Below are 21,334 nucleotides of genomic sequence, written 5' to 3'. Positions count from 1 at the left end.
CGCTGCGGTCCCGCGGCGGTGCGGCCCGGCCCAGCCCGAGGTCGCCGGTACGATGGCGGGGTGAGCCCGAACCCGACGACCAACCCCACCGGCGCGACCACCCACGGTCCGACGGGGCGTCCCGTCCGGGAGTTCCCCGTGCCCGAGGAGCTCGACAGCACCGGACCCGCCCGCATCATCGCGCTCTGCAACCAGAAGGGCGGCGTCGGCAAGACCACGACGGCCATCAACCTCGGTGCGGCGCTCGCGGAGTACGGCCGCAAGGTCCTGGCCGTCGACTTCGACCCGCAGGGCGCGCTGTCCGCGGGCCTCGGCGTCCGGACGCACGACATCCACACCGTGTACGACCTGCTCATGGGCGCCGTGAAGGACCCGAACCAGGTCATCCAGCCGACGAACACCCCCGGTCTCGACGTCATCCCCGCGAACATCGACCTGTCCGCGGCCGAGGTGCACCTGGTCAACGAGGTCGCCCGCGAGCAGATCCTGGCCAGCGTGCTGCGCAAGGTCGCGAACGACTACGACGTCATCCTGGTCGACTGCCAGCCGTCGCTCGGCCTGCTCACCGTGAACGCCCTCACCGCCGCGCACGGCGTGCTCATCCCGCTCGAGTGCGAGTTCTTCGCGCTCCGCGGTGTCGCGCTGCTCATCGAGACGATCGACAAGGTGCGCGACCGGCTCAACCCGGCGCTCAAGCTCGACGGCATCTTGGCGACGATGTACGACTCGCGCACGCTGCACTCGCGCGAGGTCATGGAGCGCGTCGTCGACACCTTCGACGACCGCGTGCTCGACACGGTCATCGGCCGCACCGTGAAGTTCCCGGACGCCACGGTGTCCGCGCGCCCGATCACGCAGACCGCTCCGGACCACCCCGCCGCCCACGCCTACCGGCAGCTCGCACGAGAGCTCGTCCAGCGTGGCGCCGTCGCCTGACGCGGGGTTCCGGGTCCGGCTCACCAACTTCGACGGACCGTTCGACCTCCTGCTGTCGCTCATCACGAAGCACGAGCTCGACATCACCGAGGTCTCCCTCGGCGCCGTGACGGGGGAGTTCATCCAGTACGTCCGCCAGGCCGAATCGGCCGACGAGCTCGACGAGGCCAGCGAGTTCCTCATCGTCGCTGCGACCCTGCTCGACCTGAAGATCGTCGGGCTGCTGCCACAGGGTGAGCTCGTGGACGCCGAGGACGTCGCCCTGCTCGAGGCCCGCGACCTGCTGTTCGCCCGTCTGCTGCAGTACAAGGCGTTCAAGCAGGCGGCCCAGTGGTTCGGGGAGCGGTGGGGCGTGGAGTCGCGCCGGCACGTCCGCAGTGTCCGGCTCGAGGAGCGCTTCCGAGCCCGGACCCCGGAACTCGTCTGGACCCTGTCGGTGCAGGACTTCGCCGCCCTGGCCGCGCTGGCGTTCGCGCCGCGGGAGATCCCGACCGTCGGCCTCGACCACCTGCACGCCCCGCTCATCAGCATCCGGGAGCAGGCCGCGATCGTCGTCTCGATCCTCCGCACCCGCGATGGTGAGGGCGTCTCGTTCCGCGAACTGGTCGCGGGCGTCGACCAGGCGGGTATCGTGGTGGCTCGCTTCCTCGCGATCCTCGAGCTGTACCGGAACGCGTCGATCTCGTTCGAGCAGCTCGAGCCGCTCGGGGAGCTGACACTGCGGTGGACCGCCGAGGACTGGTCCGACGAGAGCCTCGCGAACCTGGGAGCCGACTATGACGGATGACGTGCACGACACGTCCAGCGCCGAACCCGGCGGCGCCGACGAGATGGCCGATGCCCGCGCCATCGAGCGCGAGATCCACGCCCGCGCCGCCCACGCCGCGCCGACCGCTCCCGATGGCGCCGAGCCGCAGGCCCACCCCGCCGTCCCCATCGACCGCCAGCTCGAGGCCATCCTGATGATCGCCGACGAGCCCCAGTCGCTCGTCGCCCTCGGTGCCGCCGTGAGTGCCCCCGTGCCCGCAGTCCGCCAGGCGATCGAACGCCTGGTCGCGGACTTCGACGGCGTCGACGGCACGATCCGCCGCGGCTTCGAGCTCCGCGAGGTCGGTGGCGGCTGGCGCTTCTACGTCCGCGAGGACCTCGACTCCGTCGTCGAGCAGTTCGTCGAGGCCGAGCGCCCCTCGCGGCTGTCGCAGGCCGCGCTCGAGACCCTGGCGGTGGTCGCCTACAAGCAGCCGATCACCCGCTCGCAGATCGCTGCGATCCGCGCCGTCAACGTCGACGGCGTCGTCCGAACCCTGGTGGCACGCGGCCTCATCGAGGAGTCGTTCACCGACGCCGAGACCGGCGCCATCAACTACGTCACGTCCGACCTGCTCCTGCAGCAGCTCGGCATCAACTCGCTCGACGAGCTGCCGCTCATCTCGCCCCTCCTGGACGACGGTGCGGACGGCTTCGAGCAGAACGAAGGGATCCCCGATGGCAGGGTTTGACGACCGGGGGCGCGGCGCGCCCCGAGACCGAGACGACCGCAACGGACGTTCGGGAGGCCCGGATCGCTCCGGCCGCCCGGCCGGCGGGCGCGGCGGGGCCGGCTCCAGTGCCGGTGGCCGCTCCGGCGGGTACGGTCGCGACGACCGCGGGGGCGCACGCCCGCCGCGTGACGACGACCGTCGTGGCGGGTACCCGTCGCGTGACGACCGCGGCGGCGACCGTGGCGGGTACCGCGGGGCTTCGGCTCCGCGTGACGACCGTGGTGGCTACCGGGGTCGTGACGACCGCGGTGGCTCCGCTCCGCGTGATGACCGTGGTGGCTACCGGGGCAACTCCGCGCCGCGTGACGACCGTGGTGGGTACCGCGGCTCGGCCCCGCGCGACGACCGCTCCGGGGGCGGCGACCGTGGTGGCTACCGTGGGTCTGCTCCGCGTGACGACCGTGGTGGGTACCGGGGTTCTGCGCCCCGAGACGACCGTGGTGGCTACCGGGGTTCTGCTCCGCGCGATGACCGTTCCGGTGGCGGCGACCGTGGTGGGTACCGGGGCAACTCGGCTCCCCGTGACGACCGCGGCGGCTACCGGGGTCGCGACGACCGTGGTGCGTCTGCTCCGCGCGACGACCGCGGCGGCTACCGGGGCTCGGCTCCGCGCGACGACCGTGGTGGGTACCGGGGCCGTGACGACCGTGGTGCGTCTGCTCCGCGTGATGACCGTGGCGGCTACCGTGGCTCTGCTCCGCGCGATGACCGTTCCGGTGGCGGCGACCGTGGTGGGTACCGGGGCAACTCCGCGCCGCGTGACGACCGTGGTGGCTACCGGGGTCGCGACGACCGCAGCGCCGCTCCGCGTGACGACCGCGGTGGGTACCGCGGCCGGGACGACCGTGGGGCTTCGGCTCCGCGTGACGACCGTGGTGGGTACCGCGGCCGCGACGACCGTGGCAGCTCCGCTCCCCGCGACGACCGGCGCGACGACCGCGGTCGCGATGACCGCCGCGGCCCCGACGGCCAGCAGAGCCGCGTCTGGCACAACGGCCGCCGCTACGTCGGCGGCACCACGAGCGTCCGCAACAGCGACCGCACGACGCCGAAGCCGAGCGGGCAGCGCGACGACCGGGGCAACCCGGCCGAGGGCACGCCGGAACGGCCGATCATCGAGGACTGGGACGCGGCGGACGGATCGGCGCCTGCCGGGGCCGAGCCGGGCCTCCAGGCAGAGGGTGAGCGCCTGCAGAAGGTGATCGCCGCTGCCGGCGTGGCATCCCGCCGGGTCGCGGAGAACCTGATCGTCGAGGGCCGCGTGACGGTCAACGGCGAGGTCGTGGATGCCCTCGGGCGTCGCGTCGACCCCGAGAAGGACGCGATCAGCGTCGACGGCGTGCCGGTGCAGATCGACTCGTCGCGGCGCTACATCGTGCTGAACAAGCCGACCGGTGTCGTCTCGAGCCTGCAGGACGAGCGCGGTCGCCGCGACCTGACGGAGTTCGTGGACCGCTACGAGGAGCGCCTGTTCAACGTGGGCCGTCTCGACACCGAGACCTCCGGACTGCTCGTCCTGACGAACGACGGCGACCTGGCACACGTGCTGGCGCACCCGTCGTTCGGCGTGCAGAAGACGTACATCGCGAAGGTCCACGGCAACGTCAACCCCGCCGTGGTGCAGCGCCTGACCGAGGGCGTCGAGCTCGAGGACGGTCCGATCAAGGCCGACAAGGTGCGGTTGCTCGAGTCCTCGCGGGGTGAGTCGCTCGTCGAGATCACGCTGCACTCCGGGCGCAACCGCATCGTCCGTCGCATGCTCGAGGCGGTCGGCCACCCGGTCCTCGAACTCGTCCGCCGGTCGTTCGGGCCGCTGCACCTGGGCAGCCTGCCGCCGGGCAAGATGCGCGAGCTCGGCACGGTCGAGGTCGGCAAGCTGCTCAGCACGGTCCGTGACGCCAAGCCGTCCGCTCGTGACGACCGCGACGTCGCGCTCGACCAGGACGACGACGAGTACGAGGACGAGTCCGCGGACTGACCGACCCCGAAGCTCGGGCATCGACCGATGCCCGAGCCTCGATCGGTAGGCTTGCCCGGTGACCGACGTGACCCCGACCGACATCGACCGCCGTCTGCGCGGCCCGGTCCGGGTCGTCGGTGCCGGGCTGCTCGGTGCTTCGATCGGTCTCGCCCTGCGCGAGAAGGGTGTGGACGTCGTCCTCGACGACGTCTCGCCCGCCGCGCTGGCGCTCGCCGTGGACTACGGCGCCGGGCGTCGACCGGCTGCCGGCGACCAGCCGGAGCTCGTCGTCGTCGCGGTGCCGCCGGACGTCGTCGCGACCGTGGTGGAGCGCGAACTCGCCGCGTACCCGGACGCCGTGGTGACCGACGTCGCCAGCGTGAAGTCCGGGCCGCTCGCCGCCCTGGTGGCGGCCGGGGCCGACGTCTCCCGCTACATCGGGTCCCACCCGATGGCCGGACGCGAGCGCAGCGGTCCGACCGCCGCCCGCGCCGACCTGTTCGTCGGCCGCCCGTGGGTCATCGCCGGGCACGACGGCATCACGTACCAGCGCGCCGCGGTGGTCGAGGACCTCGCGCTCGACGTCGGCGCCACCGTGGTGCCGATGGACCCCGAGTCCCACGACCTCGCCGTGGCGTACGTCTCGCACGCACCCCAGCTCGTGTCGACGCTGATGGCCTCGCGCCTGCGGGACGCCCCCGACGGGTCGCTCGGCCTCGCCGGTGGCGGCGTCCGTGACGTCACCCGGATCGCCGCGAGCGACCCCGGGCTCTGGGTGCAGATCATCGGTGCGAACGCCGGGCACATCCGGCCGGTGCTCACCGACCTGCGCGACGACCTGTCCCGCGTGATCGACGCGCTCGGCGACCCGGACGGTGCCGGTTCGCCGCGCACCATCGCCGAGACCATCGCCGACGGCAACCGCGGGGTCGAACGGCTGCCGGGCAAGCACGGCACCACCAAGCGCTTCGCCCAGGTGGTCGTCCTGGTCGACGACACCCCCGGGCAGATCGCCGCACTCCTGACGTTCATCGGGGAGATCGGCATCAACCTCGAGGACATGCGCCTCGAGCACTCACCGGGCGCACAGATCGGCATCGTCGAGGTGTCGGTGCTGCCCGAGCAGGAACAGCGACTCGTCGAGGAACTCGAGGGGCGCGGATGGAGGATCGCAGCAGCATGGGCCTGAACGACGACACGAACGCAGCGATGAACGACTCGGGTGTGACCGGCGGACGCGCTCCGGCCGGTGGGACCGACGGGCCCGACTCCGGCCTGCCGACGCCCGGTACCGGCGGTGCCGGTGGTCCGCTCGGCGGCCCGGGCGACGGCTCCGGCGGTGACGGCGGTCCGCTCGGTGGCCCCGCCGGCGGGCTCGGCGGACCCGCCGGGGAGCCCGGTTCGACCAGCGCCCCGGTGCCGTCCGGCCTGGCCGACGGCGCCTACGTGGCGAAGATCGTCATCGCGGTCGACGGCCCCGCCGGCAGCGGCAAGTCGAGCGTGTCCCGTGCTGCCGCCCGCGCCCTGGGCTACGGCTACCAGGACACCGGCGCCGCCTACCGTGCGCTCGCCTGGCACGCCCTGCAGCAGCGGGTCGACCTCGACGACCCCGCGGCGATCCTGGCGAGCTGGGACACCTTCGACTACGCCATCGGCACCGACCCCGACGACTACTACGTCAAGGTGGGGGAGACCGACGTCACCGAGGCCATCCGCACCCCCGACGTCACCGGCGCGGTCGCCCACATCGCGAAGCTCCCGGACGTCCGGAAGCGCCTGGTTCAGCTCTTCCGCAACGTCATGCGGAAGACCGACGCCCCGGGCATCATCACCGAGGGCCGGGACATCACCACGGTCGTCGCACCCGACGCCGAGGTCCGGATCCTGCTGACGGCCGACGAGTCCGTTAGAATGGCCCGACGCTCGGCAGAGGTCACGACCCAGTCGGCCGCCGAGACCTCCGCAGCACTCGCTCGTCGCGACGCGGCGGACGCGAAGGTCGTCGACTTCATGAACGCCGCCGACGGCGTCACGACGCTCGACTCCACCGACCTCGACTTCGACCAGACCGTGCAGGCGGTCGTCGACCTGGCCCGCGCGGCCACGCACTGACGCACGACCGGACGGCCTCGGCCGCCTGGTCACACCACGGCCGGACCCCCGGCCCCGGCCGGCAACGGCCACCGACACCGCGGCCCCGGCCGCTCGCGAGGAACCCAAGATGGCTCAGCTGGACAACCCGGACAACGACGACTTCCCCCGGTACGACGACGCCCTCGGCGAGCGGCTCGCCGGACTCGACGAGGCCGAGGCCGAGCAGCGCGCGACCGCGCTCCGCGCCGGACTCGAGGAGTACGACCTCGAGGACGAGGACCTCGCCCTGCTCGAGGCCGGTCAGGTCGGCGAGGACGGCGTCCACTACCTGCCCGCCTACCCGGTGCTCGCGATCGTCGGCCGCCCGAACGTCGGCAAGTCCGCGCTCGTGAACCGCATCCTCGGTCGTCGTGAGGCCGTCGTGCAGGACGTCCCCGGCGTCACCCGCGACCGTGTCAGCTACAAGGCCGACTGGAACGACAAGCGCTTCACGCTCGTCGACACCGGCGGTTGGGAGCCCGGCGCCGAGGGCATCAACGCCTCGGTCGCCGCGCAGGCCGAGGTCGCGATCGACCTCGCCGACGCCGTGCTGTTCGTCGTGGACGTCACGGTCGGGATCACCGCCACCGACGAGCACGTCGTCAAGATGCTCCGCGGCACCGACCGCCCCGTCATCGTCGTCGCGAACAAGGCCGACGACGAGCGCCGTGAACTCGACGCCTACGAACTCTGGAACCTGGGGCTCGGCGAGCCGCACCCGGTGTCGGCCCTGCACGGTCGCGGCGTCGCGGACCTGCTCGACCTGATCATCAAGACGCTGCCCGACACCTCGGCCGTCGCCAAGCAGGAGGTCGGCGGCCCCCGCCGCGTGGCCATCCTCGGGCGCCCGAACGTCGGCAAGAGCTCGCTGCTCAACAAGGCCGCCGGTGAAGAGCGGGTCGTCGTGAACGACATCGCCGGTACCACCCGCGACCCGGTGGACGAGCAGATCGAGCTCGGCGGCAAGGTGTGGCGCTTCGTCGACACCGCCGGCATCCGGAAGCGCGTCCACATGCAGCAGGGCGCCGACTTCTACGCCTCGCTCCGCACCACCGCCGCGCTCGAGAAGGCCGAGGTCGCCGTCGTCGTCCTCGACGTCACCGAACCGGTGTCCGTGCAGGACCTCCGCATCATCGACCTCGTCCTCGAGTCGGGCCGTGCCCTCGTGCTGGCCTACAACAAGTGGGACCTGCTCGACGACGAGCGACGCCGCTACCTGGAGCGCGAGATCGAGCAGGACCTGGCGCACGTCGCCTGGGCCCCGCGCGTGAACATCTCCGCCCGCACCGGCCGCCACCTCGAGAAGCTCGTGCCCGCGCTCGAGACCGCACTCGAGTCGTGGGACACCCGCATCCCGACCGGCAAGGTCAACGCCTTCATCGCCGAGCTCGTGCAGGAACACCCCCACCCCGTGCGCGGCGGCAAGCAGCCCCGCATCCTGTTCGGGACCCAGGCGTCGAGCCAGCCGCCGACGTTCGTGCTCTTCACGTCGGCGTTCCTCGACCCGCAGTACCGACGCTTCATCACGCGTCGACTCCGCGAGGTCTGGGGCTTCTCTGGCACGCCGATCAACGTCAACATGCGGGTGCGCGAGCGCCGGAAGCGCTGAGCCCTCCCACTCGTCACGCAGAACGCGCCCCGATCCGTCGGGGCGCGTTCTGCGTCCGCGTTCGGCCTGGAGGCCCGGGGCCGGTCCGGTGCGCCGGTGCGGCATCATGGGGGCGTGGGGATCAGGCTGTGGGCAGCGGACCGACGTCGGCTCGCCCTGGTGGGTGTCCTCGTCGGTGTGGTCGTCGTGGGTTCGGTGTCCCTGTGGACGATCTCGCACGCACCGGACGACGGCGACTCGGTCACCCGTGCCGACTCCGTGCCCTCCGAGCCGGCGCGGTCGCCCGACGTCCGGCTGCCGCCGTCCGCCGGCCTCGAGGAACCGATCGAGCCCGAACCCGTCCGTCCGGTCGACGGTTCGCCCATCGACCCGTGGTGGCGCCGCGTCCCGCCGGTCTCCGGTGACATCGTCGGCATCGGGGCTGCTGCCGCCGGACACGTCCGGATCGCCGCGAACACGAGCGACGAGACCCTCGCGGTGGAGATCGACCACCTGGAGACCGGCGGGGACGGCCCGGTCGACGTCGTGCTCTCCGCGGGGACGGTGCGCGGTGGCTCGAAGCCGGTGTGGACACCCGCCGGGGAGTCCTACGACCTGTTCCAGGCCGCCGGGGTCGAACAGGGGCTGACCGTGGTGCTCGGCGAACCGTGGACGCTGCCCGACGAGGTCCGGTCCCTCGTCTTGCTCGACGCCGACACCGGCACCGTGCTGGGCGGCGCGGCACTCGTCCCGTCCGACTGAGCGGGGCGCGCTGGCCGGGGCTGTGCTGAGCCGTGCTGGGCCGACGCAGAACGACGGTGTCGTGGTCGTCCGACGTCGACAGTGTCGTTCCGCGTCCGCAGACCGGCCCGTGCCGCGTCCGCTGCCGCCCTCGGGATGGGGCACGATGTACTGGTGACGCAGCAGAACGACGGACTCGGTGTGCTCGCCGACCGTGTGTGGTGCCGTCTGCGGCTCGACCGGTTGGCCGGAGGCCGGCAGTCCGGGTACGTGATCCGCGAGGACATGCTCGAACACCCGGACACCGTGCGATCGTTCCGGCGGATCCGGTGGCTGCTCGTCGCGGAGACCGTCGTCGGCCTGACCGCCATCGTGGTCGCCGTGCTGCTGACCCGCGCGGGGGACACCCTGTCGTGGGCGGTGTGGTTCCGGTCCACCGTGGTGCTGCTCATCACGCTGACGCTCTACGTGTTCGCCTGGCGGGCACAGCTCGGGTACTACTGGGCGTACCAGCGGCTGCGGTTGTTCAGCCGGATCTTCCCGATCGTGACGCTCATCGTCGCGGCGATCCCGGGGCTCTACCCGTTCTGGATGGTGATCGAGCAGATCCTGTTCTCGGTGCTCATGGTCGGCATCGGCGACGTGCTGACGAGCGACCACATGCGGGCGACGTTCCCGAAGCCCGCGCGGCGGTAGGGCTCCGGCCGGGCGGGTATCGACGCCGAATGACGATGTCGGTGTCGTACGACGTCGGTGGTGTCGCTTCTTGCGGGCGCGGGTGGTTGCACGCGCCCAGGAGCGGCGATGTCGGTGTCGTACGACGTCGGTGGTGTCGCTCGGCGTCGGCGGCGCGGGTGGACCGGCACGGCGTCAGAACACGCGCCGATCGACACGTGGACTGTCGCAACGGTGGTGCGAGGCCGGAGCGACCGCAGCGACCGGAGCGACCCGGAGCGACCGGTGCGCCTGGACTACGCGACCGTGGCCAGGGCGAACGGGAGCACGGCGGAAGCCCCGGCGCGCCGGAGCTCCCGGCCGGCGACGGTCATCGTCCACCGGCTGTCGACCAGGTCGTCGACGAGCAGCACCGGGCCCTCGTGCGACTGCAGGGCAGCGGCGAGCGACGGATCGACCACGAAGGTGTCCCACACGCCGGACAACCGGTAGGCACTGTTCGTCGCACCGTCGCCACGAGGGGTCCCGCCGGCACGGCCGAGGGTGCCGAGGAACTGCAACCGCCCGATGGTGGACAGCGCCTGGGCGAGGGACCCCACGAGCTCGGGCCGTGACCGTGACGACATCGCCACGACGCCGGTCGGCCGGGTCTCCCACGGCCAGTCCTTGAGCGCCCGGACACAGCCGTCGACGAGCTCGCGCGAGATCGGGGCATCGGGGGTGGACGGCGAGAACAGTGCACGCAGGGGACCGCCCCAACCGAGGTCGGTCAGACGCGCCACCGCACGGCCCGGCTGTACGAGCTCGTCCGCGCCGATCTTGCCCCGCACCGAGACCCCGAGCGACGACATGCCCGAGGGCCACTGGGCACGCGGGGCGATCTCGACACCGACCTTGTCGAGTGCGGCCGCGGCACCGGATGAATCGGTGTCGGACACGGCGGTCGGGAACCACGAGCCGGCGCAGTTGTCGCACCGGCCGCAGGGCTCGGCCGAGGGGTCGTCGAGGTCCTGCTGCAGCAGTTGCATGCGGCAGGCCGAGGTGGACTCGTAGTCGAGCATCGACGCGGCCTCGGCAGCGCGGGCCGCGGCGACCCGCTCGTACCGGGGCGCGTCGTACTCCCACGGCTGCCCGGTCGACACCCAGCCGCCGGTGACCCGTCGGACGGCGCCGTCGACGTCGAGCACCTTGAGCAGGAGTTCGAGGGTGGAGCGCTTGATGTCGACCAGACCCTCGAGTGCGACGGTTGACATCGCCGAGTCGGTGGACAGGGCCCCGAGCACGGCGGCGGCGCGGGCCTCGGTCGGCATCGAGGCGCTGGCGAAGTACTGCCAGATCTCGCGGTCCTCGCGCCCGGGCAGGAGCAGGACGTCGGCGTTGTCGGTCGCACGACCCGCACGACCGATCTGCTGGTAGTAGGCGACGGGGGACGACGGAGCGCCCACGTGCACGACGAACCCGAGGTCGGGCTTGTCGAACCCCATGCCGAGCGCGCTCGTGGCGACCAGGGCCTTCAGCTCGTTGCCCTTGAGCTGCTGTTCGAGCTGTTCGCGCTCGTCGGTGTCGGTGCGCCCCGTGTAGGCGCGGACGGCGTACCCGTTGTCGCGCAGCAGCCGGGCGATGTCCTCGGCCGCCGAGACGGTGAGCGTGTAGATGATGCCGCTGCCGGGTAGGTCGCCGAGGTGGGCGAGGAGCCACCCGAGCCGCTGCCGGGCATCGGGCAGCGTGAGCACGCCGAGGCGCAGGGACTTGCGGGCCAGGGACCCGCGGATCGTGAACACCGGGTCGGCCGGGCCGGCGGTGAGCTGTTCGGCGACGTCCTCGACCACGCGCTCGTTCGCCGTCGCGGTGGTCGCCAGGACGGGGACGCCGTGGGGGAGCGACCGGATGAGCTCGGCCAGTCGGCGGTAGTCCGGCCGGAAGTCGTGGCCCCAGTCCGAGATGCAGTGCGCTTCGTCGACCACGAGCATGCCCATCCGGGCGATCAGGGTCGGCATCTGCTCGTCGCGGAACTTCGGGTTGTTCAGGCGCTCGGGGGAGACGAGGAGCACGTCGACCTCGTCACGGGCGAGGGCGGCCTGGGTCTCGCCCCACTCGTGGGCGTTCGCGGAGTTGATCGACACCGCACGGACACCGGCCCGCGCGGCTGCGGCGACCTGGTCGCGCATCAGGGCGAGCAGCGGCGACACCAGGACGGTCGGGCCGCCCCCGCGTCGGCGCAGCAGGAGCGTCGCCAGGAAGTACACCGCCGACTTGCCCCACCCGGTGCGCTGCACGACCAGGGCGCGCTGCCGGTGCTCGACCAGCGCGGAGATGGCCTCGAGCTGGCCGGGGTGGAACACCGCGTCGGGGCGCCCCGTGAGCGCAGCGAGCGCCTGCTGCGCCTCGGCGGCGATGTCTGCAGAAGGCGGGGCGGTGGTTTCCATGCCCCCATGCTGTCAGCACCGACCGACGGAACGCAGGCACCTCCCTCGCAGGCTCGGTCGGCGCGCCCCGCGCAACGCTTCGCGTCGCCGCTGAGCGGAGCGCGCCACGCTGTGGAGAAGCGCCCTACTGGTACGTGACCAACGACGGCGTCGGCTGCACGTCCTGCATCGTCTGCGCGGGCGTCAGCATGGGCGTGTCCTCGTCGTAGAAGTTCTTCCAGCCCCAGTGCAGCCCCTCCGGCGCGCCGACGTGCAGCGCGTTCCAGGTCGCCTGCTTGTCCGGCTGCGACCCCTGCCCGTCGACGTGCACGAGCATGTCGAGCTCCGGGTGGGTCTTCAGGGCGGAACGGTCCTGGATCATCGACAGCCGGAACTGGTGCAGCACCAGGGCCTTCGGCGGCAGCCCCTCGTCACGCACGAGCCCAGCCAGCCACGAGGACACCTCGTTCACCTCGGACGCCGACACGCTGCCGATCTGCTCGAGCGGCACCTGGTCCTTCGTGAGCCGCCACTCCGGGTCGAGCGCCAGCCAGACGCCGGGCTTCTTCAGCAGCGACTCGTACTTCTTGGCCTGCGACAGGAAGTCCGACCGGCCGGGCTGCAGGTCGATGATGACCGGCATGTCCGCCTCGTGCGCAGCGTCGACGTAGGGTTCGAGCGTCGACACCGGCAGCTCCGTCGAGTAGTCGCCGTCGGCTCCGGCGTCCCCGGCGGCGACGGTCGCGATGACCTCCATCGCGGGCGTCACGAGCTCGTCGGACTCGGCACGGTACGGCTTCGCGACCTGCTCGGCCCGCTGCACGGTCTCCTTCGGCCCCTGTTCGCCGAGCACGCCCAGCGCCGGCGCCCCGGGAGCCCCGTACAGCGCGACGTACCGGTGCCCGTCGAAGGGCCGCTGGCCGCCGTTCCGCAGCTGGAACCCACCCTCGGCAGCCCGGACCGTCCACTCCGGGTCCGGCAGCGCGTCGAACGCCGCACCGACCAGGACGGTCGGGTGCTTCGCCCGCTCGTGCAGCGCCCTCACCACGTCGGGTGCGGCAGCCGGGTCCGTCACGCCCTCCGGCATGGTCACCACCCGCGCGCCGGCGGCCTTCGCGGTCGCCACGGCAGCGGCATCGGCACGCGCGTCCGCCACCACCACGGTCGCCGGCCGGGAGGCCCGGGTCGACTCCGGCGCGTCACCGCCGTCCGGCGCCTGCCGCTGTTCGACGTCCGTGTCGAGCGACACGTCGCCTTCGGCCTGGTACCAGTCGGCACCGAGCCGGTCGAGCTCGCGGGCGACGACAGTGCTCGTGTTCTTGGTCGTCAGCAGCACCGGGACGCGGGCGCTCGCCGCAGCCTTGCTCGCCGCGCTGATGCCCTCGGTGTCGCCGGCCCGGGCGACGACCGCTCCGGGAGCACTCGCGAACAGGGCCTTGCTGACACGGACGGACCGGGCTGCGGCGTCCGCAGCATCGGCCACCGTGACGGTGTCGGCCGAGGCCTTCGCCAGTGTCGGGCGGCTCGTGTCCGGTCCGCTCGACGTACACCCGGCGGCTCCGAGCAGCAGCCCGGAGACCGCGATCGCGACGAGGAGACGAGGGGTGGAACGAGAACGCATCGGGCCACCCTACGAGCCAGACGGAGAGGTCCCTGGGAATCCGACGGGTGTCGTCTCGTAGAAGGGAGGCATGCCCGACCACCCCGACGACCGCCCGCTCATCGGACCGGTCCGGTCGCCCGAGGTGCACTGCATGACGCTCAACGTGCGTCGCCGCGTGCCGCGACAGCCGACCCACCTGGACGCCTGGGAGCGCCGCCGCGACGCCGTCCTCGCGCTCGTCACCTCCGAAGCGCCCACCGTCCTCGCCGTCCAGGAGGCCCTCCCCACCCAGGCGGACGACCTCACCGCTGGCCTCGGGTCGGGTTGGGAGCCCGTGCTGGCCGGACGGGGAGCGCGTGGCGGTGGTGAGCAGGTCGGCCTGTTCCTCGACCGCTCCCGCCTCGACGTCGTCGAGCGCCGCACCTGGGCGCTCTCCCGCACACCCCACCGCCCCGGCTCGCGGTCGTGGGCCACGTCCTTCCCCCGGCACGCCGTCGGAGCCGTCGTCGACGACCGCGCGACCGGCGTTCGGTTCCTGGCGATCGCCACCCACCTCGACGTCGCCTCGCCGTGGGCCCGGCTGCGGTCCGCCGAACTGCTCGGCCGGATCGTCCGGCAGCGCGGCCTGCCCGCCGTGGTCATGGCCGACTGGAACAGCCCCGCCGGATCCGCACCATGGCGAGCCCTGGCGGAGGCGGGGGTCGAGGACAGCTGGGGGCGGGCCTCCAGGCAGGTGGGTGAGCCCTCCGGGACGTACCCGCACTACGGGAGTCCGCGTGTCGGTGGCCGGCGGATCGACGGGGTGCTCGTGACGTCCGAGGCGGAGGTGGACCGCGTCGCGGTCGACGTGCGACGGCCGGGCGGCGTGTGGCCGTCCGACCACGCCGCCGTGCACGCGGTCGTGCGGTGGGCGTCGTGATCCGGGCGCTCGGGTCGACGTTCCTGCGGCCGCGGTTCCTGGTGGCCGACGTGGTGCGGGCGCTGACGCTCGTGAGCGTCGTCGTGGCGAGCGTCGGGTGGGGCGGGACGGCGTTCCCGGTCATGGCGCTGGCGCTGCTCGGGGTCGTCGTGCCGCGGATGCTCGGGCTGCGGCCCGCCTTCGACCTGGCGGTGTGCGTGCTCGTGCTCGTCGCCGGGTGGTCGAGCGTGCTCGAGTGGTACACGTCCGTCTTCCTGTGGGACAAGTTCATGCACGTCGTGCTGACGGGGCTGCTCGCGGCGGTGCTGTACGTCATCGGTGCCGACCTGCGTGCGGTGCCGGCTCCGCACGCCGAGCGCCGGGCGGTCGTCGCGGTGCTCGCGCTGTGTGCGGGACTCGCGGTCGGGGCCGTCTGGGAGATGGGGGAGTGGCTCGGGCACAACTTCGTCGACTCGAAGATCTTCGTGGGGTACGACGACACGGTCGGGGACCTGGCGGCGGACGGGTCCGGTGGGTTGCTCGTCGGGCTCGGGTTGCCGTGGTTGGCGGCGCGGCGCGAGGTGGTGCGGGCGGGCTGAGCGTGCGTGCGTGCGTGCTCGTGGTCTCCGCTCGTTCGGTACCCGTTCGGTGTTCGTTCGGTTCGACTCGCCGTGGCACGGAGGGGGTCTGACGTCCGCTATGCTGGACCGGTCGCTCGCGCTCCGGTCGGACGCGGGCGAGGATCCTCCGGGATCCTGAGTTCTCCGGAACTCGCGGGCTGTGGCGCAGCTTGGTAGCGCACTTGACTGGGGGTCAAGGGGTCGCAGGTTCAAATCCTGTCAGCCCGACCGAAACGTGTCGGACACGACGACAGAAGCCCACCGAGGATCTCGGTGGGCTTCTTCGCTGTGATGGCCGTGGGGCCGTTCGCATGGGGTGCCCTCACTGCGATGATCACCGGACCACCTATCTGAGACACGGCACTCCTGGCCGCTGCGGGCTGGTCCATTCCGATACCGCGTTCCGGGGAGGGACCTTACTTACGGGCACGTTCGGAGCACAGTGGCGATCCGATCGGACCGCGATAGTAGGGCGCGGATCGTGATGACCCGGAAGTGTGGGTGTCGAAGGAGGCGGCATGATCGCGGAGCTGAACAGACTGGTCGGACTGGTCGAAGGTCGTCTGGACGACGACCTCGACGTTGCATCCTTGGCGAGAGAACTCAGCACGACGGAGTACCACCTCCGTCGGATGTTCTCGTCGCTCGCTGGGATGCCGCTGTCGGACTACATCCGGCGTCGCCGCATGTCAGTCGCGGCAGCAGATGTTCTCGGAACCGACGACCTGCTGAGCATCGCGGTGCGCTATGGCTACGGATCGACCGAAGCCTTCGGCCGGGCATTCCGATCGGTACACGGCGTCAGCGTCGGCGACGTCAAGCGAGACGGCGGCCCCCTTCGAACACAACCGCAGCTCAGGTTCCGCCTGACCGTAGAAGGGAACATCACCATGGACACCCGAATCACCGAGCGACCGGCGTTTCTCCTAGTCGGCCGCGCCACCCGCGTGCCCCTCATCCACGAGGGCGTCAACCCGCACATCCAATCCCATATAGCCTCCCTGCCGACGGCAGAACACGCACGACTCAAAGCCCTGAGCGACACCGAGCCGGCCGGCCTGCTCCAGGTCAGCGCCGACGTCGACCCGGACTACACCGAGGGAAGCGAACTGACCTACCTGCATGGAGTTGCTGTCCAGGGCACGGCCCCGGTGGCCGACGATCTCGACACGATCGAGGTTCCGGCTGGCACGTGGGCGATGTTCCACACCGAGGGTGAGTACCCGATTGCGCTGCAGGAGGCATGGGCTGCGACCGCGACTGATTGGTTCCCGTCGAACCCATGGCGGCTCCGGCCTGGTCCGACCATCGTCGCGGTAGTCGAACGCGCCGACGACTTCAGCACGGCCACCTGCGAGCTCTGGCTCCCCGTCGAGCGCGCCTAGTGGCGTGGACCCGTCGGCCGTGGGATGCCGGCAGGTCCGCCGCCCGCTCAAGGATCGGTCAAGCCCCCGCAGCGCGGCGGATGTCCTCGAGAGCGGTGTGTTCCCCGATCCTGGTGATGCCCCACGGTTCGGGGACCACGACATGATCGGCGGGTATGTAGTGGGCGCTGTACACGCGGAAGGGGGTCCCATCGATTGGTTCGATTACAACCCGCATCCGCGACCCTGACCTTCCTGCTGCGACTCTGATCCGGCCCCGGTGTTGCCAGCACGCAGGACAGGATTGAGCCTCAGCTATGCGGAAGCTTCCAGTAATCATCGCTCTGGCCATCTCGGCGGTCCTGTTCACGCCCCTTGCTGCACACGCCGACCCACCGGGTTGGAAGGTGTACACGGAGCCGACGCGCGCGCAGTGCGACGCCTCGCGAAAGGCCTTCCAGTCGGCTGGGTATCAGGTGACTGGGTGCCATCCGATCCTCACTGATCAGTGGTATTTCCAGTACCAGTAGTCGGAGCGACGAGGCCACGATCCGGAAAGCCGCAGTCGATACCGAGCGTGCGAAACCGCGACGCGATACGCAAGCGCTGCAGGGAACGAGAGCGGCGCCTTGCCTGCGAGCACCCACGGGCCGCCGTGCCGATGCGGCTGTGGCAGTGGGAGCCATGGTTGTGCTGGCGGTCGTCGCGACCGTCCTCGCCGGTATTGCCCTCGCTCGTAGCTAGCGAATTGCGGTCCGTGGGCGCCGGCGTACGAAGGGCGGGGTGGCCGGGGCCGCCTGTCGGTTAGCGTGCGTCGATGCGCGCGTTGGGCCATGATCGCGAATAGCAGCAGGGTGGTTTTATGACCTCTCGTATCCGAACGGTGTGCTGGGATTCAGTTTGCGCTCCTGCCCGCCGCGGCGCGGTAGTAGTCGGCGAGCTGCAGCCCGGCGGCGGCTTCCTCGTCGACGACGACGGTCGCGTGCTCGTGCAGCTGCAGCGCGGACCCGGGGACGAAGGAGCTGAGCGGCCCCTCGATCGCGGCGGCGACGGCCGCTGCCTTCGTCGGGCCCTGGGCGACGAGGACGAGCTCACGCGCCTCGAGGATGGTGCCGAGCCCCTGCGTCATGCAGTGCGTCGGGACCTGCTCGGGCGAGTCGAAGAAGCGCGCGTTGGCGTCACGGGTCGACGGCGCGAGGGTCTTGATGCGGGTGCGCGAGGCGAACGACGAGGTCGGCTCGTTGAACCCGATGTGCCCGTTGGCCCCGATGCCGAGGATCTGCACGTCGATCCCGCCTGCGGCACGGATCGCGGCGTCGTACTCCTTCGCCGCGAACTCCAGGTCGGCGGCACGGCCGTCCGGCACCCGCACGCGCGAGGCGTCGAAGCCGAGCGGTGCGACGACGTCGCGGGCGATCACGGCCGCGTACGACTCCGGGTGCTCGAGCGGGATGCCGACGTACTCGTCGAGGGCGAACCCCCGGGCTTCGGCGAACGAGATCTCGCCCGCCTGCACCCGGCGCCGCAGGTCGGCGTAGATGCCCTGCGGGCTGGATCCGGTGGCGAGACCGATGACGGCGGACGGCTTCTTGGCGACGACGGACGCGATCTTGGCCGCGGCGACGCGACCGACCTCGTCCGGCGTGGGCAGGATGATGATCTCCACTTGTGTCCTCGTCAGCGATCGGCGAAGCCGCCGAGCATGCCGGAGATGAACCGCTTTTGCAGGAAGAAGTACAGGACCACGATTGGCAGAGCGACGATCACCCCGGCTGCGGAGAGCAGGGAGTAGTCGGTCAGGTGGGCCCCCTTGAAGAACGCCAGGCCGAGGGGCGCCGTGCGGTGGTCTTCGCTGGTGATGAGGACGAGGGGCAGCAGGAACTCGTTCCAGGTCCACATCGTGATCAGGAGCGCCATCGTCATGATCGGGGCGAGGGCAGCGGGCACCATCACCTGCCAGAGCAGGCGGACGTCGCGTGCTCCGTCGAGTCGAGCAGCTTCGATGACCTCGCCGGGGAAGCTGCGGAACTGGCTCCGCATCCAGAAGATTCCGAACGCCAGGGACTGCGCGGTCTGCGGCAGGATGAGCGCCGGGTAGGTGTCGGTGAGCCCGACCGAGCGCAGGTTGAAGTAGAGCGGGATGATGAACGCCTCGGCGGGGAGCATCAGGCCGGCGAGCATCACGAAGAAAATGACGTTCGATCCGAAGAAGTCGAGTCGCGCGAACGCGAATCCCGCGAAGACGGCCAGCACGGTCGTGAGCGCGACGACGGAGACCGTCACGAGGACGCTCGAGAACATGTACGACGCGAAGTGCCCCTGCGACCACGCGGCGCCGTAGTTCCCCAGGTCGATCCCGGTCGGCATGCTGAAGCCGCCGGAGTTCTGCGCGGCGGGGGTGACGGACGACAGCAGTACGCCGAGCAGGGGGATGATCGCGAAGAGGGCGAACACCGACAAGATGACGTAGTTGACGGTCTTCTCGCGGACGGAGATCCTCATGCGACGTCCTTCGGCTGGAGGCGGTTGATCAGTGCCGTGACGATCATGATGACGACGGTCAACGACACGGCGACGGCGGCTGCCGATCCGACCTGCCCGGTCTGGAACGCCCTGCTGTACGCCTCGAACGCCGGGACCGACGTGGAGTTGCCGGGACCGCCGCTCGTGGTCACGTAAACCAGGTCGAAGGTCTTCAGCGCGGACACCACCGTCAGGGTGAGGGCCGCGGCGATCTGCCCACGGAGCGATGGCAGCGTGATCGAGAAGAACTCTCTTGCGGCCCCCGCTCCGTCGATGCGCGCCGCTTCGAAGAGACTCGGGTGGATGTTGCCGACCCCGGACAGGAAGAGGACCAGGCAGAGTCCGACGTTCAGCCAGGTGCCGACGAAACCGATCGCCGGCAGGGCCGTGTCGTACCCGCCGAGCCAGACCTGCGCGAGCTGCCCGAGGCCGACCAGGCGCAGTGCGTCGTTGAGCAGCCCGTCCGCGGAGTAGATGGACACCCAGATCGTGGCCACGACGACGGACGCGATGACCTGGGGCAGGAACAGCACCGTGCGGAAGAACGACATCCCCGGCAGGCCGTTCGCCCGCGAGATCAGCGCTGTCAGGAACAGTGCCACCGCGACGGGGATCGCCGCGTAGAAGACCATCAGCACGAGTGCGTGCCCGAACGACGCCCGGAGCTGCGCGTCCGTCACGACGGCGACGTAGTTGGACAGCCCCGTCCAGGTCGCGGTCGACAGTCCGTCCCAGTCATAGAAGGAGTACTGGATGCTCTGCAGGAACGGCCAGCCGAGGAACACCGCGAACACGAGGAACGCCGGGAGGATGTAGAGGTACGGAACGAGGCTCCGGCGCTGCTTGCGGGTGCCGACGGCCGTTCCGCCGCGCCCTGCCCGGCGGGCGCCGCGGTCAACGGCGCCCGCCGGGGCTCGGGTGATCTGGGTCACGGGGTCCTCGCCTACTTCTGCACGAAGGCGGCGTAGTCGTCCTGGAGTGTCTTGGTGTACTGCTCCGGTGTTGCCTTCCCCGCGACGAGGTCCTGCATGGCTGCGGTGAGCGTGTCGTAGAACGTCGGGGTCGCGTAGTCGAGGTACGGGGTGATGCTGTTGGCGCTGGAGATCGTCTTGTAGTTGCTGGTGATGTCCCCGGCGATCGTGCCCTCGGCGGGAGTGTCGTCGTCGGGCACCACGGTCGGCAGGTTGCCCTTGTCGACGAGCGTCTTCGCGGCCTTCGCGTTCGTCACGAAGTCGATGTACGCCGCGGCGGCGTCCGCGTTCTTCGTCTTCGACGTGATCGCCCACGCCAGACCCTCACCGCCCATGGTGACCGGGGTCGATGCGCCGGGCGGGGTGAGCGCCGTGAAGCCGATGTCCTTCGCGGCCGTCGCTGCCTCGAGGGTGGCCTGGTACCACGTGCCGGTGATGAGGAAGGCGGACTCGCCCTTGCCGAAGGCGCTCACCGCGTCGTCGCGGGAGACACCGTTGGCGCCCTCGGTGACGTAGCCCTTGTCGACCCAGCCCGAGATCGTCTTCGCCGCCTCGACCTCGTCGTCGCCGGTCCAGGTGCCGGACTTGCCGGCGACGAGGTCGTTGACCGCATCGTGCCCGGCGAGGGCGGAGAGCACGAGACCGTAGAGGTGGATTCCCGGGCTCTTCTCCACGTCTCCGTAGCTCAGCGGCAGCGTGCCGGCCGCCTTGACCTTCTGCATGTCCGCGGTCAGCTCGGCGACGGTCGTGGGCGGGGAGTTGATGCCGGCCTCCTTGAGCACGTCCTTGTTGTAGTACAAGCCGACGAGCTCACCGGTCTGCGAGACGCCGTAGAGGTCGTCTCCCTGCCAGGTTGTGCCGTCGGGCGAGAACGAGTTCAGCTTGAGCAGGCTCGAGGGGTAGTAGTCGTCCCAGCCGTACAGCTTCGAGTAGTCGTCCACGGGCCGCAGGAAACCGGCCTTCACGAAGGCGCCCATGTCGGGGTACCCCTGGTTGGCCTGCACGACGTCCGGCGGGTTGTCGCCCGAAAGAGCCAGCTTCAGGGTCGTCTTCAGGTCCGCGAACGAGCGCGAGACGCGTTTGATCGTGATGTTCGGATGCGCCTTTTCGAACTCGTCGTTGAGCTCCTGCTGCGCGTCGTTGATGCCGGTGTCGGTGTTCTGGTCCCAGACGGTCAGTGTCGTCTTGCCCGAGCCGACGTCCTTCGAGACCGGTCCGAGACTCTGGGAGGCAGCCGGTGCCGCGGACCCGCCGGGCGTGCAGCCGGTCAGGCCGATGGCGACCGCTGCGGTGACGCCGATGAGCATCGTCGCCTTGCTGAAGTGCTTCATGGTGGTCCAGTTCTGCGAGGGGAAAGGGGAAAGGGGAAAGGGGAG

The 21,334-nt window shown here is 70.9% G+C and carries 18 protein-coding genes and 1 tRNA gene; 13 read left to right on the top strand and 6 right to left on the bottom strand.

All coding sequences use genetic code 11. From position 1 onward, the window contains the following. The first annotated feature begins 60 nt into the window (after positions 1 to 60). The 9 genes from KK097_RS02650 (at position 61) to KK097_RS02610 (ending at position 9,595) form a co-directional block, all read left to right on the top strand. Positions 61 to 936, top strand: coding sequence for a ParA family protein (locus KK097_RS02650; RefSeq protein ID WP_110893155.1), 876 nt, complete (start codon positions 61 to 63; stop codon positions 934 to 936). Further along, positions 920 to 1,723 carry a segregation and condensation protein A gene (locus KK097_RS02645; RefSeq protein ID WP_214543610.1) on the top strand — a complete coding sequence of 268 codons (804 nt, stop codon included), beginning with the start codon at positions 920 to 922 and terminating at the stop codon, positions 1,721 to 1,723. Before KK097_RS02650 ends, KK097_RS02645 begins: the two co-directional genes overlap by 17 nt. Further along, a complete protein-coding gene (scpB, locus tag KK097_RS02640) occupies positions 1,713 to 2,435 on the top strand; it encodes an SMC-Scp complex subunit ScpB (RefSeq protein WP_250896383.1) in 723 nt (240 codons plus the stop codon). The genes KK097_RS02645 and scpB overlap by 11 nt, the downstream gene beginning before the upstream one ends. 1,231 nt (positions 2,436 to 3,666) lie before the next feature. Next, positions 3,667 to 4,455, top strand: coding sequence for a pseudouridine synthase (locus KK097_RS02635; RefSeq protein WP_250893284.1), 789 nt, complete (start codon positions 3,667 to 3,669; stop codon positions 4,453 to 4,455). A gap of 58 nt (positions 4,456 to 4,513) precedes the next feature. Next, positions 4,514 to 5,626, top strand: a complete 1,113-nt coding sequence (locus tag KK097_RS02630) for a prephenate dehydrogenase (protein WP_214543609.1) — start codon at positions 4,514 to 4,516, stop codon at positions 5,624 to 5,626. Positions 5,627 to 5,865: 239 nt separating this feature from the next. Beyond that, the gene (gene cmk / locus KK097_RS02625) at positions 5,866 to 6,549 is read left to right on the top strand and encodes a (d)CMP kinase (RefSeq protein WP_250896396.1); all 684 of its coding nucleotides are present in this window, start codon (positions 5,866 to 5,868) and stop codon (positions 6,547 to 6,549) included. Between the two features lie 109 nt (positions 6,550 to 6,658). Further along, complete coding sequence (der, locus tag KK097_RS02620; protein WP_071405612.1) at positions 6,659 to 8,179, top strand: ribosome biogenesis GTPase Der; 1,521 nt, start codon at positions 6,659 to 6,661, stop codon at positions 8,177 to 8,179. A gap of 114 nt (positions 8,180 to 8,293) precedes the next feature. Continuing rightward, complete coding sequence (locus tag KK097_RS02615; protein ID WP_214543608.1) at positions 8,294 to 8,920, top strand: hypothetical protein; 627 nt, start codon at positions 8,294 to 8,296, stop codon at positions 8,918 to 8,920. A gap of 153 nt (positions 8,921 to 9,073) precedes the next feature. After that, on the top strand, positions 9,074 to 9,595 hold the full coding sequence (locus KK097_RS02610) for a hypothetical protein (RefSeq protein WP_214543607.1): 522 nt from the start codon (positions 9,074 to 9,076) through the stop codon (positions 9,593 to 9,595). 275 nt (positions 9,596 to 9,870) lie between these two features. Here KK097_RS02610 and KK097_RS02605 read toward each other — a convergent pair whose 3' ends face one another. Both KK097_RS02605 and KK097_RS02600 read right to left on the bottom strand, forming a co-directional pair. After that, a complete protein-coding gene (locus KK097_RS02605) occupies positions 9,871 to 12,000 on the bottom strand; it encodes a RecQ family ATP-dependent DNA helicase (protein WP_214530714.1) in 2,130 nt (709 codons plus the stop codon). A gap of 124 nt (positions 12,001 to 12,124) precedes the next feature. Continuing rightward, complete coding sequence (locus KK097_RS02600) at positions 12,125 to 13,600, bottom strand: hypothetical protein (RefSeq protein WP_214543606.1); 1,476 nt, start codon at positions 13,598 to 13,600, stop codon at positions 12,125 to 12,127. A 70-nt stretch (positions 13,601 to 13,670) separates the two neighbouring features. Between KK097_RS02600 and KK097_RS02595 the strand changes: the two genes are divergently transcribed. From KK097_RS02595 to KK097_RS02580, 4 genes are all read left to right on the top strand, one after another. Next, positions 13,671 to 14,501 carry an endonuclease/exonuclease/phosphatase family protein gene (locus tag KK097_RS02595; RefSeq protein WP_214543605.1) on the top strand — a complete coding sequence of 277 codons (831 nt, stop codon included), beginning with the start codon at positions 13,671 to 13,673 and terminating at the stop codon, positions 14,499 to 14,501. Beyond that, positions 14,498 to 15,079: a DUF2238 domain-containing protein gene (locus KK097_RS02590; protein WP_214543604.1), complete on the top strand. Its 582-nt coding sequence runs from the start codon at positions 14,498 to 14,500 to the stop codon at positions 15,077 to 15,079. Before KK097_RS02595 ends, KK097_RS02590 begins: the two co-directional genes overlap by 4 nt. 175 nt (positions 15,080 to 15,254) lie before the next feature. After that, a tRNA-Pro gene (locus KK097_RS02585) sits at positions 15,255 to 15,328 on the top strand. Positions 15,329 to 15,618: 290 nt separating this feature from the next. Beyond that, complete coding sequence (locus tag KK097_RS02580; RefSeq protein ID WP_214543603.1) at positions 15,619 to 16,485, top strand: AraC family transcriptional regulator; 867 nt, start codon at positions 15,619 to 15,621, stop codon at positions 16,483 to 16,485. Positions 16,486 to 17,359: 874 nt separating this feature from the next. Here KK097_RS02580 and nagB read toward each other — a convergent pair. The 4 genes from nagB to KK097_RS02560 are packed head-to-tail and all read right to left on the bottom strand — an operon-like array spanning position 17,360 to position 21,289. Continuing rightward, on the bottom strand, positions 17,360 to 18,130 hold the full coding sequence (gene nagB, locus KK097_RS02575) for a glucosamine-6-phosphate deaminase (protein ID WP_214543602.1): 771 nt from the start codon (positions 18,128 to 18,130) through the stop codon (positions 17,360 to 17,362). 11 nt (positions 18,131 to 18,141) lie between these two features. Continuing rightward, positions 18,142 to 18,966 carry a carbohydrate ABC transporter permease gene (locus KK097_RS02570; RefSeq protein WP_194624536.1) on the bottom strand — a complete coding sequence of 275 codons (825 nt, stop codon included), beginning with the start codon at positions 18,964 to 18,966 and terminating at the stop codon, positions 18,142 to 18,144. Continuing rightward, the gene (locus KK097_RS02565; RefSeq protein WP_307858323.1) at positions 18,963 to 19,919 is read right to left on the bottom strand and encodes a carbohydrate ABC transporter permease; all 957 of its coding nucleotides are present in this window, start codon (positions 19,917 to 19,919) and stop codon (positions 18,963 to 18,965) included. The genes KK097_RS02570 and KK097_RS02565 overlap by 4 nt, the downstream gene beginning before the upstream one ends. A gap of 11 nt (positions 19,920 to 19,930) precedes the next feature. Continuing rightward, complete coding sequence (locus tag KK097_RS02560) at positions 19,931 to 21,289, bottom strand: extracellular solute-binding protein (protein ID WP_214530720.1); 1,359 nt, start codon at positions 21,287 to 21,289, stop codon at positions 19,931 to 19,933. Positions 21,290 to 21,334 lie beyond the last annotated feature (45 nt).

The sequence above is a fragment of the Curtobacterium flaccumfaciens genome, from assembly GCF_018598405.1.
GTDB lineage: Bacteria > Actinomycetota > Actinomycetes > Actinomycetales > Microbacteriaceae > Curtobacterium > Curtobacterium aurantiacum.
This window is presented reverse-complemented; position numbering and strand designations above follow the sequence as displayed.

Coding starts and splice junctions, on each gene's coding strand:
- KK097_RS02600 (WP_214543606.1), bottom strand. CDS start 13,600: ATGCGTTCTCGTTCCACCCCTCGTCTCCTCGTCGCGATCGCGGTCTCC.
- KK097_RS02580 (WP_214543603.1), top strand. CDS start 15,619: ATGATCGCGGAGCTGAACAGACTGGTCGGACTGGTCGAAGGTCGTCTG.
- KK097_RS02560 (WP_214530720.1), bottom strand. CDS start 21,289: ATGAAGCACTTCAGCAAGGCGACGATGCTCATCGGCGTCACCGCAGCG.
- scpB (WP_250896383.1), top strand. CDS start 1,713: ATGACGGATGACGTGCACGACACGTCCAGCGCCGAACCCGGCGGCGCC.
- KK097_RS02595 (WP_214543605.1), top strand. CDS start 13,671: ATGCCCGACCACCCCGACGACCGCCCGCTCATCGGACCGGTCCGGTCG.
- KK097_RS02570 (WP_194624536.1), bottom strand. CDS start 18,966: ATGAGGATCTCCGTCCGCGAGAAGACCGTCAACTACGTCATCTTGTCG.
- der (WP_071405612.1), top strand. CDS start 6,659: ATGGCTCAGCTGGACAACCCGGACAACGACGACTTCCCCCGGTACGAC.
- KK097_RS02605 (WP_214530714.1), bottom strand. CDS start 12,000: ATGGAAACCACCGCCCCGCCTTCTGCAGACATCGCCGCCGAGGCGCAG.